Annotated in this window: 15 protein-coding genes; 3 read left to right on the forward strand and 12 right to left on the reverse strand. The window is 70.6% G+C overall.

Translation table 11 applies throughout. From position 1 onward, the window contains the following. Positions 1-145 precede the first annotated feature (145 nt). The 5 genes from QSJ59_RS09400 to QSJ59_RS09420 all read right to left on the reverse strand — a co-directional run bounded on the left by QSJ59_RS09400 (position 146) and on the right by QSJ59_RS09420 (position 6,266). Positions 146-1,006 (reverse strand): ABC transporter ATP-binding protein, encoded by an 861-nt coding sequence (locus QSJ59_RS09400; protein WP_285758663.1) that lies wholly within the window; start codon positions 1,004-1,006, stop codon positions 146-148. Between the two features lie 34 nt (positions 1,007-1,040). Continuing rightward, positions 1,041-2,120 (reverse strand): FecCD family ABC transporter permease, encoded by a 1,080-nt coding sequence (locus QSJ59_RS09405; RefSeq protein ID WP_432707453.1) that lies wholly within the window; start codon positions 2,118-2,120, stop codon positions 1,041-1,043. Beyond that, the gene (locus tag QSJ59_RS09410) at positions 2,117-3,217 is read right to left on the reverse strand and encodes a FecCD family ABC transporter permease (RefSeq protein ID WP_285758664.1); all 1,101 of its coding nucleotides are present in this window, start codon (positions 3,215-3,217) and stop codon (positions 2,117-2,119) included. Before QSJ59_RS09410 ends, QSJ59_RS09405 begins: the two co-directional genes overlap by 4 nt. Before the next feature lie 148 nt (positions 3,218-3,365). Continuing rightward, positions 3,366-3,635, reverse strand: coding sequence for a hypothetical protein (locus QSJ59_RS09415; RefSeq protein ID WP_285758666.1), 270 nt, complete (start codon positions 3,633-3,635; stop codon positions 3,366-3,368). A 282-nt stretch (positions 3,636-3,917) separates the two neighbouring features. After that, positions 3,918-6,266, reverse strand: a complete 2,349-nt coding sequence (locus tag QSJ59_RS09420) for a molybdopterin-dependent oxidoreductase (RefSeq protein WP_285758668.1) — start codon at positions 6,264-6,266, stop codon at positions 3,918-3,920. A gap of 119 nt (positions 6,267-6,385) precedes the next feature. On the opposite strand from QSJ59_RS09420, the gene QSJ59_RS09425 reads away from it, so the two are divergent. Beyond that, on the forward strand, positions 6,386-7,342 hold the full coding sequence (locus QSJ59_RS09425) for an HpcH/HpaI aldolase/citrate lyase family protein (RefSeq protein WP_285758669.1): 957 nt from the start codon (positions 6,386-6,388) through the stop codon (positions 7,340-7,342). A gap of 25 nt (positions 7,343-7,367) precedes the next feature. On the opposite strand, the gene QSJ59_RS09430 is transcribed toward QSJ59_RS09425, so the two are convergent. Next, positions 7,368-7,787, reverse strand: a complete 420-nt coding sequence (locus QSJ59_RS09430) for a hypothetical protein (RefSeq protein ID WP_285758670.1) — start codon at positions 7,785-7,787, stop codon at positions 7,368-7,370. A 262-nt stretch (positions 7,788-8,049) separates the two neighbouring features. Here QSJ59_RS09430 and QSJ59_RS09435 point away from each other — a divergent pair, with 262 nt between their 5' ends. Both QSJ59_RS09435 and QSJ59_RS09440 read left to right on the forward strand, forming a co-directional pair. Beyond that, positions 8,050-8,748, forward strand: a complete 699-nt coding sequence (locus QSJ59_RS09435; RefSeq protein WP_285758672.1) for a response regulator transcription factor — start codon at positions 8,050-8,052, stop codon at positions 8,746-8,748. Continuing rightward, a complete protein-coding gene (locus QSJ59_RS09440) occupies positions 8,745-10,163 on the forward strand; it encodes a HAMP domain-containing sensor histidine kinase (protein ID WP_285758673.1) in 1,419 nt (472 codons plus the stop codon). Before QSJ59_RS09435 ends, QSJ59_RS09440 begins: the two co-directional genes overlap by 4 nt. Here the strand turns inward: QSJ59_RS09440 and mnhG are convergent. The 6 genes from mnhG to QSJ59_RS09470 are packed head-to-tail and all read right to left on the reverse strand — an operon-like array spanning position 10,150 to position 16,820. Further along, the gene (gene mnhG / locus QSJ59_RS09445; protein WP_285758674.1) at positions 10,150-10,527 is read right to left on the reverse strand and encodes a monovalent cation/H(+) antiporter subunit G; all 378 of its coding nucleotides are present in this window, start codon (positions 10,525-10,527) and stop codon (positions 10,150-10,152) included. The genes QSJ59_RS09440 and mnhG overlap by 14 nt on opposite strands. After that, positions 10,524-10,823, reverse strand: coding sequence for a monovalent cation/H+ antiporter complex subunit F (locus QSJ59_RS09450; protein ID WP_285758676.1), 300 nt, complete (start codon positions 10,821-10,823; stop codon positions 10,524-10,526). The genes mnhG and QSJ59_RS09450 overlap by 4 nt, the downstream gene beginning before the upstream one ends. After that, positions 10,820-11,365: a Na+/H+ antiporter subunit E gene (locus QSJ59_RS09455; protein ID WP_285758677.1), complete on the reverse strand. Its 546-nt coding sequence runs from the start codon at positions 11,363-11,365 to the stop codon at positions 10,820-10,822. Before QSJ59_RS09455 ends, QSJ59_RS09450 begins: the two co-directional genes overlap by 4 nt. A 29-nt stretch (positions 11,366-11,394) precedes the next feature. Beyond that, on the reverse strand, positions 11,395-13,059 hold the full coding sequence (locus tag QSJ59_RS09460; RefSeq protein WP_285758678.1) for a Na+/H+ antiporter subunit D: 1,665 nt from the start codon (positions 13,057-13,059) through the stop codon (positions 11,395-11,397). After that, positions 13,060-13,875: a Na(+)/H(+) antiporter subunit C gene (locus tag QSJ59_RS09465; protein WP_285758680.1), complete on the reverse strand. Its 816-nt coding sequence runs from the start codon at positions 13,873-13,875 to the stop codon at positions 13,060-13,062. It abuts the gene before it with no gap. Beyond that, positions 13,872-16,820 carry a Na+/H+ antiporter subunit A gene (locus QSJ59_RS09470; protein WP_285758799.1) on the reverse strand — a complete coding sequence of 983 codons (2,949 nt, stop codon included), beginning with the start codon at positions 16,818-16,820 and terminating at the stop codon, positions 13,872-13,874. The genes QSJ59_RS09465 and QSJ59_RS09470 overlap by 4 nt, the downstream gene beginning before the upstream one ends. Positions 16,821-16,834: the final 14 nt, after the last annotated feature.

Genomic DNA, 16,834 nt, shown 5'->3' on the forward strand with positions numbered 1-16,834 from the left:
ACGGCCCGATGCCCGTCGGGACGAGTGGTGACGGGGCGGCCACGAAGGTCGGTCCGCCGTCGGCGCTGTCCGCGTCGCCCGGTCCGAACGGGCCTCCTCGTTCATGGGGACGGTTTTCCAGGCGTCGCCTCCCGGCCCGCGACCGCTACACCCGTGAACGCAGCCCCGTGGACTCCCTGCCGGTGCCCCTTTGTCCGGCGCGCTGGGCGATCGTGCCCCGCCGGTCGATGGGCACGATCAGCGGGGTCCCGGTCTCGGGGTCCTCGATCACCCGACACGGCAGGCCGAAGACCTCTTCGACGAGTTCCGCCGTGACGACCGTCGCGGGATCGCCCTCGGCCACCACCGCGCCGTCCTTCATCGCGATCAGGTGGGTGGCGTAGCGGCACGCGTGGTTGAGGTCGTGCAGCACCGCCACCAGGGTGTGTCCCCGCTCGTGGTGCAGCTCGGCGCACAGGTCGAGCACGTCCATCTGGTGGGCGATGTCCAGGAACGTCGTCGGCTCGTCCAGGAGCAGCAGTGGGGTCTGCTGCGCCAGGACCATCGCCAGCCATACCCGCTGCCGCTGACCGCCGGAGAGTTCGTCGACCATCCGCCCCGCGAGCTCTTCCACCCGCGTGGCGCGCATCGCCTCGGTGATGATGAGCTCGTCCGAGCGCGACCACTGCTTCAGGAACTTCTGGTGCGGATAGCGCCCCCGTGCCACCAGGTCGGCGACGGTGATGCCGTCGGGGGCGATGGAGGACTGCGGGAGCAGCCCCAACCGTCGTGCGACCTCCTTGGAGGGGTAGGAGCCGATCTCCCGACCGTCCAGGTGCACCGCCCCCGTGGAGGGCTTGAGCATCCGCGACAGCGCGCGCAGCAGCGTGGACTTCCCGCAGGCGTTGGGCCCGACGATGACGGTGAACGAGTTGTCCGGGATGGCGATCCCCAACCCTTCGGAGATGACCCGCTGGTCGTAGGCCAGCGTCAGGTTCTCCCCCCGCAGCCGCTCGGATTGGGACATGTTCTCTCCTCGTGGTCCGCGTGTCGCGTCGTCGTCAGGCACGTCCGCCGCGCCATTCCGTGTACAGGAGCCAGACCAGGTAGCTGCCGCCGATGATGGCCGTGATCACGCCCACCGGCAGTTGGATCGGCGCGAGCAGCCGCATCGCCAGCAGGTCGCTGCCCAACAGCAGAGTCGCACCCATGAGTCCGGCTCCGAACAGCGATGTCCCGTTCGCCCTGGTCAGTCGGCGTACCAGTTGGGGGGCGGCCAGGGCGATGAACGCGATCGGGCCCGAGACCGCGATCGCGACCCCGGTCAGCGCACTGGCCGCGACCAGCGCCATCGCCTGGGTGCGCTGTGTGGACACGCCCAGCGCGTTCGCGATGTCGTCGCCCATCTCCATCAGCCGCAGCCGCGGCCCCAACCACAGGATGAACGGGACCAGTACCGCGACGCCGATCCCGACGGTCGCCACCTGGCCCCAGTCCCGCAGGGTGAGGCTGCCGAGCATCCAGACCTGGGCGCTCATCGCGTCGTTGAGCTCGGCGCGGGTGATCAGGTAGTGGGTGACCGCCATCAGCATCGCGCTGATGCCGATCCCGACCAGGATCAGCCGGTAGCCCTGCACGCCGCCCTTCATCGCCAGCAGGTAGACGATCCCGGCGGTGGACACGCCGCCGATCACCGCGCCCATGGCGATCCCGACCCCGCCGCCGCCCAGCACCAGGATGGTCAGGACGGCGCCCACGGTCGCGCCGTGGGTGAACCCGATGATGTCGGGGCTGCCCAGCGGATTGCGCGAGAGGCTCTGGAACACCGCTCCCGCCACCCCCAGCGCGGTGCCCACGAGGATCGCGGTCAGCGCCCTGGGCAGTCGGACCCCCTGAACGAAGAAGGTGTCGAGCCGTTCGCCTTGCCCCAGCAGCGCGTTCAGCACGTTGGGCAGCGCGATCTCGTAGTCGCCGACCATCAGGCATCCGGCCAGCAGCGCCAGGATCGCCGCGGTCAGGGCCGTGTAGACGGCCATGATCCGGGGACGCAGGCGAAAGGCCATGGTCGGGCCGAGCCGGACCAGCCGGTCGGGGCGCGGCTCGCGCCGTTGTCGGCGCGGACGGGAGAGCGTCGCGGTCACAGCTGGGCCATCCTCTTGCGTCGAACCAGTGCGATGAAGATCGGGGCGCCGATCAGCGCGGTGATGATGCCCACTTCCAGCTCCCCGTTGGGCAGCACGACCCGGCCCAGGGTGTCCGCGCCGACGAGTAGCGCCGCGGCCAGGACCGCGGAGTAGGGCAGGACCCACCGTTGGTCGGGCCCGGTGACGAGGCGCGCGACGTGCGGGACGGCAAGGCCCACGAAGGCGATGGGGCCGGCCGCCGCGGTGGCCGCGCCGCACAGCAGCACCACGGAGAGGGCGGTGCCGATCCGGGTCCGGTTGATGTTGGCGCCCAACGCGGCCGCCATGTCCTCGCCCAGCGAGACGGCGTTGAGGGCGGGCCCCAGGAACAGTGCGAGGAACATGCCGCCGATCAGGAACGGCGCCACCTTGACCAGCACGTCGAGGTCGCGCCCGACGAGGGCGCCCACCTGCCAGAACCGGATCTGGTCGAAGACGAACTCGTTGGTGATGATGATCGCGCTGGTGATACCGACGAGGACCGCGGCCACGGCGGTCCCGGCCAGTGCCAGCCGTACCGGGGTCGCTCCGGTCCGTCCGCGCGACCCCAGGAAGTAGACGAGGACGGCGGTCAGCCCTGCGCCGGCGAAGGCGAACCAGATGTAGGCGTCCATGCTGGTCAGACCGAACACGAAGATAGCGATCACCACGGCGGTGGTCGCGCCCGCGTTGACGCCGAGGATGCCGGGGTCGGCGAGCGGGTTGCGCACCAGCGCCTGCATCAGTGCGCCGGCCAGGCCCAGCGCGGCGCCGACCGCGATGCCGAGAACGGTGCGGGGCAGTCGCAGTTCGCGTACGACCACGTGGTCGTAGCTGCCGTCGTAGTGCAGCAGCGCGTTCCACACGGTGCCCGGCGGGATGGACTTGGCGCCCACGGCGATGCTCAGCAGCACGAACAGCGCGAGCACGCCCAGCGCCAGCAGCAGCCCGCCGGCGCGCAGCAGATGGGTCGTGGCCTGCGCCGAGGTGCGCTGGTCCAGAGCGCTGCGTGCGACCGTCGCGTCGTCGGCGTCGGCCCGGTCCGGGGAGACCGTCAACGGCCGTTCCAGACTCATCGAACGCGACCCGAAAGTGCTGGTAGGGCGCGCCGGAACCGTAGGTGCACAGCTGGCCTCCGTGAGCGGATCGGCAAAAACTTAGACAAGGCTAACCTATGCCTGTTGCTGTTGTCGGTCCCGCCCGCGCCTGATCAGGGGACGGCGGCTATTCGAAGGCGTCCCGGTCCGCCGAGGGGGAACCGGCCGCGCCGTGGCGCCGTGGTCCGCGCTTGGGGCGCGAGACCCACCACAGCAGCCAGGCGGCAGCACTCACCACGGCGCTGGTGCCGGTGAGCAGCCAGGTCACCATCGACCCGCCGGTTCCCACGTTGACCAGGACCGAGGCCAGCGTCAAGCCGGTGGCAGCCAAGGGCAGCAGGATCACCAGTGATGAGCTGGTGAGTTTCTTCTTCGGAGCGGAACGTCGGCGGTTCATGTTCTTCGCACTCTTCGGCCGGTTGCAGGGAATCCCAGTGGAGCGTACCCGCCAACCGCACCCACCGCGGTGAATCCCGAGGATCGCCCCGGCCTGCGCGCTCCGTGCCGTGTCGGGGCGCGGGGCCGGTCGACGACCGGCTTCCGGCGCGGTGCCGGGGCACGGCCGGCCTCTCCGGTACCCGAGACGGCGGGGAGGAAGGGAGGTTGAGGTGTGCGTCACGCACGCGGCCGGGCGTTTCGAGGGCTGCGTCGGACCGCCCCGACGCAGCCCTCGGACCGGTCAGGACCGGTCGGCGCCGGTGGCGGACGTCAGCAGGGGCGGGGGCTCGAAGGCGCGCACCGGGGGGAGGTCGCCGGTGAAGCGCTCCACCTCCACGAGCGCCAGTTGGCCCGTGCTGCCGTGCCCGAGCAGTGAAGTTCCCACGTCGCTGGTCAGGACATTGGGATTGCCGTGCACGCAGGTGGCCTCCGCCGCGGACGGATCGAACCACGCTCCGGTGGACAACTGCACCACGCCCGGACGCAGCGCGTCGTCGAGTACGGCTCCGGCCAGGCAGCTGCCCCGGTCGTTGCGCAGGCGGACCACGTCCCCCGCGGCGATGCCCCGCTCGGCGGCGTCCGCGGGGTGCAGCCGCACGGGCGCGCGTCCGGCGATCTTCTCCGAGCGGCTGTGCGCCCCCATGTCCTGCTGGCTGTGCAGCCGTCCGGTCGGCTGGTTGGCGATCAGGGTCAACGGCCACCGCTCGGCGAGCTCCGTTCCGGGGCGTTCCTGCGGATCGAGCCAGGAGGCGTGCCCCGGGCAGTCCGCGTACCCGAACCCGGCGATCTCCCGCGAGTACAGTTCGATCCGCCCACTGGGCGTCTCCAGCGCGGCGCCCTCGGGGTCGGCGCGAAACGCGTCGAACAGGGCGGTGTCCTCGACCCGGTGCGGGAGGTCGACGCCCCCCTGCTTCCAGAACACGTCGAAGTCCGGCAGCCGCGCACCGTGCGCCTCCTGCCGGGCCCGCCACCCCTCGTACATGTGTCGCGTCCACTCGGCCGAACCGCGCCCCTCGGTGAACTCCTCGCGCAGCCCGAGCCGCTCGGCCAGATCCGCGAACGTCTCGTACTCGTCGCGCGCCTCGCCGTGTGCGGGGACCACCCGGGGCATCACCCTGAGCCGGAGGTCGCCCTGCCCCGCGGTGAAGTCGTCGCGTTCCAGCGTGGTCGTGGCCGGGATCACGATGTCGGCGTGGCGGGCGGTGGCGGTCCAGTGCGTCTCGTGCACCACCACGGTCTCGGGGCGGGCGAAGGCGCGCCGCAGCCGGGACAGGTCCTGGTGGTGGTGGAAGGGGTTGCCGCCGGCCCAGTACACCAGGCGGATGTCGGGGTAGCGCAGCGTCCGGCCGTCGAAGTCGAACGCCTCGCCCGGGTGCAGCAGCATGTCCGAGACGCGGGCCACCGGGATCAGCGCGTCCACCGGGTTGCGGCCCTGCGGCAGCCGCGGAAGCGCCAACGGCGTGGCCCCGCCGCCGTAGCTGCCCATCGAGCCGTACCCGCTGGCGAAGCCGCCGCCCGGGAGCCCGATCTGGCCCAGGCACGCGGCCAGCGCCAGCCCGGCCCACAGCGGCTGCTCGCCGTAGCGGGCGCGTTGCACCGACCAGCCGATGTTGACCAGGGTGCGCCCGCCTGCCATCCGACGCGCCAGGTCGCGCAGCGTCCCCGCCTCGATACCGCTGATCGCGCCGGCCCACTCAGGGGTCTTGGCGGCGCCGTCGGACTCGCCCAGGACGTAGCCGCGCAGCCGTTCCCACCCCGTGGTGTAGCGCGCGAGGAAGGCGGTGTCGGCCAGGTCCTCGACGACGAGCACGTGGATCAGCGCGAGGAGGACCGCCGTGTCTGTTCCGGGTGCGGCCGACAGCCACTCGGCGCCCAGTTCCGCGGCGGTGTCGTCGCGGATGGGGCTCACCGACACGATCGACGTCCCGCCGCGCGCCGCCGCACGCATACCCGGTTCGGCGGTGTGCGTGGCCCGACCTCCCGAGGCCATCCACGCGTTCGAGACACGCAGCCCGCCGAAGGTCACCAGCAGGTCGGTGTGCTCGGCGATCGCCGCCCACGTGGGCGGGCGACGCAGCACGTCGTACGTGCCGGCCGCCCCCACCAGGTGCGGGAACAGCACTTCCAGGGCCCCGTGGCTGTAGGTGGCCACCGAACGGGTGTAGCCGCCGATGGTGGTGAGGAAGCGGTGCAACTGGCTCTGCGCGTGGTGGAACCGTCCGGCGCTGGCCCAGCCGTAGGAGCCCCCGTAGATCGCGGCGTTGCCGTGGGCGTGCCGGACCCGGTCCAGTTCACCCGCCAGCAGGTCCAGCACGGTCTCCCAGCCGACCTCCACGTACGCGTCGTCGGAGTCACCGCGTCGGGTGTCGGGGCCGGGCCCGTTCTCCAGCCACCGTCTGCGCACCGCGGGGCGCGCCACCCGGGTGGTGGAGTGCTGTGCGGCGGGCGCGTTGTCCACCAGGGGGGAGGGTGCGGGGTCCGCGGGGTCGGGGCGGGCCCCCACCACGCGGTCACCGCGCACCAGCACCTCGTAGGTGCCCCAGTGCGAACTCGTCTGATGTGCCGTTGTCGGCCCCGTACCGCTGTCCATCGGTCCTGCTTCCCTGTGCGTGTTCTCCGGGCGCAAGCCTATGTACGGCCGACCGCGTCGGCGCCGCCCGGTGTTTGCCAGGATGGGGGCACATTCGTCGAACAGGGGAGTCGTTGCACATGGACGCCGTCGCTTCGCGGTCGCGCAGGTCGGTGCTCGCCGTCCCGGGGTCCAACCCCCGGTTCATCGAGAAGGCGCGCGGGTTGGCGGTGGACGCCTTCTTCCTCGACCTGGAGGACGCGGTCGCCGCCTCGGAGAAGGAGCGGGCCCGGGAACTGGTCGCGGCGGCGCTCAACGAGGGAGGGTGGGGGGACCGTATCCGCTCGGTCCGGGTTAACGACCTCACGACGCAGTGGACCTACCGCGACGTCATCACCGTGGTGGAGACCGCGGGCGCGAACCTGGACTGCCTGGTGCTGCCCAAGGTGACCGACGCCGTCCAGGTCCGTTGGCTGGACACCCTGCTCACCCAGATCGAGCGGTCGGTGGGGCTGGAACCGGGGCGGATCGGGATCGAGGCCCAGATCGAGGACGCCCGCGGCCTCGTCGCGGTGGACGAGATCGCCGCGTCCTCGCCCCGGTTGGAGAGCCTGGTGTACGGGCCGGCGGACTTCATGGCCAGCATCAACATGCGGACGCTGGTCGTGGGCGAGCAGCCGCCCGGCTACGACGTCGGCGACGCCTACCATTACGTCCTGATGCGCATCCTGATGGCGGCGCGCGCCAACGGCCTCCAGGCCATCGACGGCCCCTACCTGCAAATCCGTGACGTGGACGCGTTCACCCGCTCGGCCGCCCGCAGCGCGGCCCTGGGCTTCGACGGCAAGTGGGTGCTGCACCCCGGCCAGGTCGAGGCGGCCAACGAGGTCTACGCCCCCGGCCAGGCCGACTACGATCACGCCGAGCTCATCCTGGACGCCTACGAGCACGCCACGACCGTGCGCCGCCGCGGCGCGGTGATGCTCGGCGAGGAGATGCTCGACGAGGCGTCGCGCAAGATGGCGCTCGTAGTGGCGGCCAAGGGCCGTGCGGCCGGACTCCACCGCACGACCGCCTTCACCCCCGAGGACGACTGACATCCATAGGAGCATCCCGTCCCGTTCAGCGGTTGCGGCACGAGAACCCGTCGGCGAGCAGGCTCAGGCCGATGGCCAGCAGCCAACTGTCCTTGGCGAGCGCGATCCCGCTCGGTGAGGGGCGGATGCCGTCGGGCCGGCGGGCCTCGGGGTCGGTGAAGTACAGGCCCAGCAGGCCCCCGGCGAAACCGGTCAGCCCGGCGCCCGCCACGGCGTTGGGCACGACCGGCAGCATCAGCGCCGCCCCCAGCACGAGCTCGCCGGTGCTCAGGAGGCGGACGAACTTGTCGGGAGGGACGTCCTTGAGGAACGGGTAGGCGCGCGCAGCCTCGCCGTGCAGGTAGGCAGCGGTATCAGGGTCGACGTCGCGTTTGTCGAGCCCGGAGTTCAGGATGAACGCCCCCGAGATCAGGCGCAGCGGCAGGTGGGCGGCTCGAAAAGCCATCGTGGTACCTCCGTGGCAGGAATCCGTCGTGGTCCGTCGCCCACTACCCGATCCCGTCCGGGAGCAACACCTCTTTCCCCCGTACCACTGCGGGGCAGCGCACACCGCGCGCCCGTGCCCTGGGAAGCACGCGGCCCCCTGCCGCTGAGCGGCCCCCCGACAGGGGGAGGCGCCCGGCGTGAACCGGGCGGCGTCGGGCCTCTCGCCGCACGTGCCGTGTCCTCTTACCGATCGCTAACCCCGATGCGCCACGATGAGGGCCATGAGCTCCGTCCGCACCGTGCTGATCGCCGATGACGACCGCGCCATTCGCGAGTCCCTGGAACGGGCCCTCCAACTGGAGGGCTACGAGGTACGCACCGCCGTCGACGGCGTGCAGGCCCTGGCCGCAGTCCATTCCACGCCGGCCGACCTGCTGATCCTCGACGTCATGATGCCGGGAGTGGACGGCTTGGGCGTGTGCCGGGTCCTGCGCGCCGAAGGCGACCGGACCCCGATCCTGATGCTGACCGCGCGCGTCGAGACACCCGATCGGGTGGCCGGTCTCGACGCCGGAGCCGACGACTACCTTCCCAAGCCCTTCGAGCTCGACGAGCTCCTGGCGAGAATGCGCGCGCTGCTGCGCCGCACCGCGCCGCACGCCGCCGACGAAGCCGTCGAGCCGCCCATCCAGGTCGGTGACCTGCGCATCGACCCCGGTGCCCGCCGGACGTGGCGGGCCGGTCGCGAGATCGAGTTGTCCAAGACCGAGTTCGACCTGCTGGAACTGCTCGCCCGCAACGCCGGGATCGTGCTCGACCACGCCACCATCTACGACCGAATCTGGGGATACGACTTCGGCCCCGAGTCCAAGAACCTCGCCGTCTACATCAGCTACCTGCGCCGCAAGCTCGAACCCGACGACGCGCCGCCACTGATCCAGACCGTGCGCGGTGTCGGCTACACCATCCGCCCCCGATGACCCGCCCCCCGACCGGGCCGGCGGCCCCGGCCCGGTCGTTCCCCAAGTTCGGCGAGGTCACGCTCGGTACCCGTCTGGCGGTGATCTTCGCGCTGGTCGCCGCGGTCGTCATCGTCCTCGTCGGCTCGCTCGCCTACAACGCCGCAGCCACCCTGATCCGCGCCAGCGCCAAGCAGGAGTTCGACACCACCGTCGTCGCGATCTCCAAGAACCTGCACGCGTCGTCCATGTCCCCGGGCGGTTTCAACGAGTTCAACCTCGTGCACTCCGCGAGCTTCTCGCTCCAGCTGATCAGCCCGGACGGCACGGTCGTGGTCCCCATCAGCGGCCCCCAGGAACTCGCCCCGCTCCCGGTGGTCGAGGAGGACCGGGAGATCGCCGGGTATGACGAGACCGGCGCGCTCAAGGTGCGCGAGGCCCGCGTCGACGGGGAGCCCTACCGGATCGCCACCATCTCCTTCGGTCAGCGCAACGGCGCGATCCAGGTCGGCCAGCGGCTCGGCCCCACCGAGCACCTGCTGGAGACGCTCTCCGGCCAGATGTTCCTGGTCGGCTCGATCGTCCTGTTGAGCGCCGCCGCCGCGGGATGGCTGGTGGCCCGCCGCATCACCGGGCGCCTGGTGCGCCTCACCGAGGCCGCCGAGTACGTCAGTTCCACCGGTCGCCTGGACCGGGTCGGGCCTGCCGAGGGCAACGGCGGCAAGGACGAGGTGGGACGTCTGGGCAACGCCTTCAACGCGATGCTGGCACGGCTGGCGTCGTCCAAGGAGGAGCAGCGGCGCCTCGTCCAGAACGCCTCGCACGAGTTGCGTACCCCGCTGACCAGCCTGCGCACCAACGTCAGTGTCATGCGCCGCTTCGAGCGGCTTTCCCCCGACGCCCAGGGACGTCTGCTGGACGACTTGGAGGGGGAGACCCGCGAGCTCACCGACCTCGTCAACGAACTGGTGGGACTCGCCACCGAGACGCGGGAGGACGAGGCGCCCCACGAACTGGTGTTGGGCGAGTTGGCCGAACGCGTCGCGGCCCGCAGCCGCCGCCGGACCGGCCGCGAGGTGACCGTCGACGCCGATGCCAGCGCCGTGTTCGGGCGACCCGGTGCGCTGGAGCGGGCCATGTCCAACCCGGTGGAGAACTCCGCGAAGTTCGATCCCACGGGCACGGCCCCGATCGAGATCGTCGTCCGGGAGGGCACGGTGGAGATCCGCGACCGCGGCCCCGGGATCGACCCGGCCGAAAGCGGCCACGTCTTCGAGCGCTTCTACCGCGCCACCTCCGCGCGCAGTATGCCCGGCTCCGGGCTGGGGCTGTCCATGGTGCACGACATCGCCCAGGCGCACGGGGGGACGGTCTTCGCTCGGAGCCGCGAGGGCGGTGGCTCCGTCATCGGGTTCTCGCTGCCTACCGTTCGGTGACCTGGTGGCCGGCGGGGTCGTGGCGGTCCCGGTCGAGCTGTTCCTGGAGTTCGTCGACCACGATCAGATCTTCGCGGGTGCGTCCGGTGCGGTAGGAGACCCGCCCCGCGATGTGCGCGGCGACCGGGACGGTGAAGATCTGGAACAGCAGGACGAGCACCAGGATGCCGATCTGCGGCTCGGGGTAGAGCCGCAGGCCGATTCCCAGCAGGATCAGGGCGAGGCCCATGATCTGCGGCTTGGCCGCGGTGTGCATGCGCGACAGCAGGTCGGGGAACCGGATCAGGCCCACGCCCGCGGCGAACGACAGCAGGGCGCCCGCGAGGATGCAGCTCACCGCCAGCCAGTCCAGGACCTCGGTCATGACGCGTCCTCCTTCTCGCCGGACGCCCCGTGTGTCGACGGGCGCCGTTTCGCCACGAATCGGGAGATGCTGATCGACCCCACGAAACCCAGCAGCGACAGCACCAGCAGTGTCGGCAGCACCGTGGGGTCGCGGTTGAAGGCGGCGAATGAGCCGATCCCGGCGATGGCCGAGGCCAGCAGCACGTCCACCGACAGCGCGCGGTCCAGGATGGTCGGTCCGATCACCAGCCGGGCCAGGCTCAGCAGCGACGCCGCGCCCAGCAGCACCGCGACCGTGACCCACAGGTAGTTCATGAGGTGCCCCCCGTCGACGCCAACCGTTCGATCTCCCCGCGTGACCCGAACGCCCGGACCACCCGCTCCTCCAGGCGCAGGACGTCGGCCCGGGCCTGTTCCACGTCCTCGGCGCCGGCCCCCAGCACGTGCACGAACAGCGTGTGGGTGGCCGAGCGGACTTCCACGATCACACTGCCGGGAATCACCGAAACACACACGGCGGTGAGCGTGAACAGCAGGTCGGACTGGGTCCGCAGCGGTACCGCGATGACGGAACTGTGCGGTATCCGCCCGAAGGAGAACGCGGTCGCCAGCACCCTTACCGTCGCCTGCGCCATGTCCACGACGAATCGCACCAGGAAGAACAGGGTCGCCCTGGGGTGGATGCGAAAGCCCGAGTCCAGCGGCGGGAGCGGGAACACGAGCATGACCAGCAGGCCCACCAGCAACCCGGACACCACCGTGTTCACCGAGAGCTCGCCGAACAGCAGCACCCACGCGATCAGCAGCCCGGCCAGCGTGGGCAACTGGATGACGCGCTGTCCGATCCGTACGCTCATCGGCGGACGCGGGGGACTGGTTGCCGAGGTCACTGGACGCCTCCCGGGTGGACCGCTTCGATATAGGGCGAGCGCGCGAGCAGGTCCTCGGCGGTGGCCTCGCTGTAGGCGACCATGGGGCCGGCGAACACCGTGAAGCCCAGCCCCAGTACCACCAGTCCTATTGTCGCCCCCAGCATCAGCACGGGGAAGGAGTCGGAGGTCACCACGGCCTTGCCGCCGATGCCGATGGGCGCCCGGACGGTCGTCGCGGGGATGTTCACCGGGGAGGACGGTCCGACCGCGGAATCGTCCTCGGAACTCTCCAGCAGGGTACCCACCGCCACGGGCCTGCCGTCGTCGGGCGAGCGCCAGAAGGCGTAGTTCCACAGCCGTGAGATCGCCATCAGGGTGAGCAGGCTGGTGATCACCGATCCGGCCACCAGCAGGTAGGCGATGGGCGTGTCCTGCTGTACGCCGGCCTGGATCAGCCCGAGCTTGCCCAGGAAGCCCGACAGCGGGGGGATTCCGGCCAGGTTCATCGCGGGGACGAAGAACAGGATGGCCAACAGCGGCGACAGTTTCGCCAGTCCGCTGAGGTCGTTGAGCGAGGTACTGCCGCCCCTGCGTTCGATCAGGCCGGTGACCAGGAACAGGGTCGTCTGCACGGTGATGTGGTGGGCCACGTAGAACACCGCCCCGGCCAGGCCGAGCGCGCTGCCCAGCGCGATCCCGAACACCATGTAGCCGATATGGCTGACCAGGGTGAAGGACAACAGGCGTTTGATGTCCTTCTGCACCATCGCCCCGAGGATGCCGATGACCATGGTGGCCAGCGCCACCCACATCAGCGCCGTGTTCAACGTGTCGTTGTCGAAGAGCAGGGTCTGGGTACGGATGATCGCGTACACGCCGACCTTGGTGAGCAGCCCCGCGAACACCGCGGTGACCGGGGCGGGCGCCGTGGGGTAGGAGTCGGGCAGCCACGCCGACAACGGGAACACCGCGGCCTTGATCGCGAACGCCACCAGCAGCATCGCCTGGAGGACCAGTTGCAGGCCGACGGGCACTTCGCTCATCCGCACCGCGATCTGGGCCATGTTGACCGTTCCGGTCGCCGCGTAGACCAGGCCGATCCCGATCAGGAAGATGATCGAGGACAGCAGCGACACCACGACGTAGGTGGAGCCCGCGCGGATGCGCGACGCCGTTCCGCCCTGGGTCAGCAGTACGTAGCTGGAGGTCAGCAGGATCTCGAAGCCCACGTACATGTTGAACAGGTCCCCGGCGAGGAAGGCGTTGGACACGCCCGCCACCAGGATCAGGAACGTGGGGTAGAAGATCGACAGCGGGGTCGCTTCCTCGTGGTCGGCGGCGCCCTGGCCGATCGAGTACACCAGGACCGACAGCGTGATGGCGGCCGACACCGTCACCATCAGCACCGACAGCCGGTCGGCCACGAGAGTGATCCCGATGGGGGCCTCCCAGCCGCCGACCTGCACCACCTGGGGACCGTAGGCGTCGACGCCGAACAGCAGGACGACACCGATGACCAGGACGGCGGTCAGCGCCGTGACGCTGATGGCCCTGTTGAGGCGCTGGTAGCGCACACCGAGCGCGAACTTCACGCCCGCTGCGAAGAGGGGCAGTACCACCGGTAGCGGCACCAGGTAGTGCAGGAGCCCGGGAAGCAGGGTGTTCAGGAAGTCGGTCATCTAGTCGGCTCCCTGAAGGTCGCTGTCCTCGGCCAATGCCAGTCGTTCGCGTTCGGCGCGGATCTGCGAGCGCAGCTGCCGCTTCTGCGACCGGATCTTCTGGCGCAGCTCCTTGCGCTGACGGCGCTCCGCCTCCTTGTCGGCGCGGACGTGCTCGGCCAGCTCCTCGCGCCGGGCCCGCACGCGTTCACGGGCCTCCAGGATCGTGGCCCGCACGCTGCGCTTCTTGTCGCTGATCCAGCGCTGTTTGGTGTCCTCGGGGCGCGCCTCGTCGACCACGCAGGCGTTCAGGTCCTTCTTCGCCTGGGCGAGTTTGGCCATGATCGCGGCGCGTTCCGCCTCTTCCTGTTGGTCCTCGCGCTCGATCCGGTCCTGGAGCGCCTGGCGCTGGTCGCGGATCTCGGTCCGCTGCGCCCGGCGCTGGGCGCGGATGCGCGCGCGCAGTTCCGCTCGCTCCCCGCCGGTGGAGATCCGCCGGTCCTCGGCGTCGTCCTGCACCTCGTCGTTGCCCTGGAGCTGCCAGCTCCGGTAGGCCATGGCCAGCAGGAACGCCGTCACGCCCAGGGTGATGACGATCGCGGTCAGGATCATCGCCTGCGGCAGCGGGTCGCTCATCGCGTCGGGCTCGGTCAGGCCCAGCAGGGGTGGCCCGCCGGCCGCTCCGCCGGTGGACAGGATCATCAGGTTGACCCCGTTGCCCAGCAGGATCACGCCGAGCAGGATGCGGGTCAGGCTGCGCTCCAGCAGCAGCGTCACCCCGGTGGCGACCAGTACGCCCACCACGATGACCAGCAGGACGGTCGGAGTGTCGTTCACGCGGACACCTCCTCGTTGTGCCGCGAGCGCGCGGCCCGCTGGTCGTTTTCCATCTGTTCGTCGATCCGCGCGCCGAGGCTGTACAGGATGTCCTGGATCAGGCCGATCACCAGCAGGTAGACCCCGACGTCGAAGGCCAGCGACGATGTCAGGTGCACCGGCTCCATGAACGGCAGGTGCAGGTCGTAGGCGCCGCCGGCCAGGATCTCGGTGCCGAGCACCGCGCCGGCCAGTGCGGTGCCGGTGGCGATGGCGAGCCCCAGTCCGATCAGGACGCCCGGCTGCAACCGGAGGGCGAGGTACAGTTCGTGCCGCCCGCCGGCGAGGTAGCGGACGATCAGCCCGAGCCCGGCCACGATGCCGCCGGCGAAGCCGCCGCCGACGCTGGAGTGTCCGGTGATCAGCAGGAAGACCGACAGCAGGATGATCACCGGGAACAGCAGCCGGGCGATCACCTCGAAGATCACCGAACGGCGTTCCTGTGCCATTGCCAGCACGCCGGGCAGCCACAGCGGACGTTCGTCGGTGCGCACCGTGACCGAGCCGAGGGCGGATTGCAGCGCCAGGGGACGCCATTGGTCGTCGGGGGGACCGGCGGCGGCTGAGGCGCGGATCGGGGCCAACGGTACCGAGAAGGGGTTGAGCCCCACCGCGGTCCGCAACGTGCGGGTGCGCCGTCGTACGAACAGCAGACTGGCCACGCCCGCCGCCACCGCGGCCAGGACCGAGATCTCACCCATGGTGTCCCAGGCGCGCACGTCCACCAGCAGCACGCTGACGATGTTGTGGCCGCCGGCTTCCTCGGCCGCGGCGGGGTAGCCGCCCGAGATCGAGTCGGTCCGGCGTCCGGCCAGCGCGAAGTAGGCCATGGAGGCCACCAGGAGGCCGGTCGCCGCTCCGATCAGCAGGTTCCACACCCGCCGGGCGCGCAGGACCGGAGTGGAGAAACGCGTGGGCAGCCGACGCAGGACCAGGACGAACACCACCAGGCTGACCGTCTCGACCAGGAACTGGGTGAGTGCGAGGTCGGGGGCGCCCTGGAGGGCGAACAGCGCGGCTGTGCCGTAACCGGTGACTCCTACGAGGACCACCGCGAACAGTCGGCCGCGCACCACGAGCACCCACAGGGCGGCCAGCACGACGATGACGGCGGGGATCAACTGGACGGGGGTGTCCCAGAACCTGACCGCCGGTGTCTCCATGAGCCACAGTCGGCCGTTGATGATCGGGACGGCGCTGACCACGACCAGGGTCACCAGTGTCGTGCCCAGGTAGATGGGCAGCGATCCGCGTTGGGTGAGGCCGGTGACCTGGGTGGCGAAGTTGACCGTGTGGAAGACGATCCGCCGGTAGGTGCCGGCGGGGTCGGGGAGTGCGAACCTGTTGCCCGCCCAGGTCACCGCCGACCGCCAGTGGAACAGTGCCAGACCGCCCGCCACGCACAGCGCCGACAGCAGCAGGGCGAAGTTGAGGCCGTGCCACAGTGCCAGGTGCGCGGGTGCGTTGCCGGCGTTGAAGGCGACGGTGTCGGCGTATCCGGCCAGAACCGGGTCGATCCAGCGTGTGGTCAGGCCGCCCAGGAGGCCCAGGGCGCTGAGAAGCACGACCGGGGCGGTGAAGAGGGGGCCGGGGGCGTGCACCGGGGTGGGGGCGATCCCGGGTTTGTCGAAGAACGCGCCCCACAGGAACCGCAGGCTGTAGGCGACGGTCAGGACCGACCCGATGACCAGGGCTGCCAGCACGGTCAGCAGCACCGGGCTGCCCGAGTACTCGAACGCCGCGAACACCGCTTCCTTGGCGACGAACCCCGCCATCGGCGGCAGCCCGGCCATGGAGGCCAGTGCCAGCACCGAGGCCCAGAACACCACGGGCATGCTCGTGCGCAGGCCGGAGAGTTCCCGTAGGTCGCGGGTGCCGGTGCTGTGGTCGATGATGCCGACCACGAGGAACAAGGGGGCTTTGAAGACCGCGTGTGCGCACAGCATGGCCAGCCCCGCCAGCGCCGTGTCCCTGGTGCCCGCGCCCAGGATCGCGGTCAGGAAGCCGAGCTGGCTGACCGTTCCGTAGGCCAGGACCAGTTTCAGGTCGTTCTGGCGCAGGGCCTTCCAGCCCGCCGCGACCATGGTCGCCGAGCCCAGGACCAGCGTCGTGTACTGCCATACGGCGACGTCGCCGAAGCCGGGGGTCAGGCGGGCCACCAGGTAGACGCCGGCCTTGACCATCGCCGCGGCGTGCAGGTAGCCGCTCACGGGGGTGGGTGCCTGCATGGCGGCCGGCAGCCACAGGCTGAAGGGCAGGATCGCGGACTTGGAGAGCGCACCCACCAGGATCAGCGCCAGGGCCACCGCGACCGGGGTTCCGCTCGGCGGGTCGGCCACCAGCAGCGAGATGCGGTAGGTCCCGCCGATCTCACCGAGCATGACCACGCCCACCAGCAGGGACAGGCCGCCCAGTGTGGTCACGACGAGCGCCATCGACGCCGCGCGCCTGCTGTCGCGGCGCTCGGTGTAGTGGCCGATCAGGAGGTAGGAGAAGACCGTGGTCAGTTCCCAGAAGACGAACAGCTGGATCAGGTCGTCGACCATGACCAGGCCCAGCATCGCGCCGGCGAACGCGGTGAAGACGCCGGCGAACCGGCCGAGCCCGGGCTCGGCGTCGCCGAAGTAACGGGAGCAGTAGACGAGGATCAGCGTGCCGATGCCGGCCGCGATCAGTGTCATCGCCAGCCCGAGGACATCCAGGCGGAAGGCCAGTTCAAGGGAGAACGCGGGAGCCCATGGGATGGTGAGTTCGACCGGTGTCCCCGCCATGATGCCGGGGAGTTGGGCCACTGCCCACGCGGTGGTCACGGCCGGAACCGCGGCCAGCACCAGGAAGGCGTTGCGTCCCCACCACCGGACCAGCAGAGGGGCCAGTGCCGCAGCCACGAAATGTGCGGTCAGCAGCCACAACAATGTGC

The organism is Nocardiopsis ansamitocini (assembly GCF_030268225.1).
Taxonomy (GTDB): Bacteria; Actinomycetota; Actinomycetes; order Streptosporangiales; family Streptosporangiaceae; genus Nocardiopsis_D; species Nocardiopsis_D ansamitocini.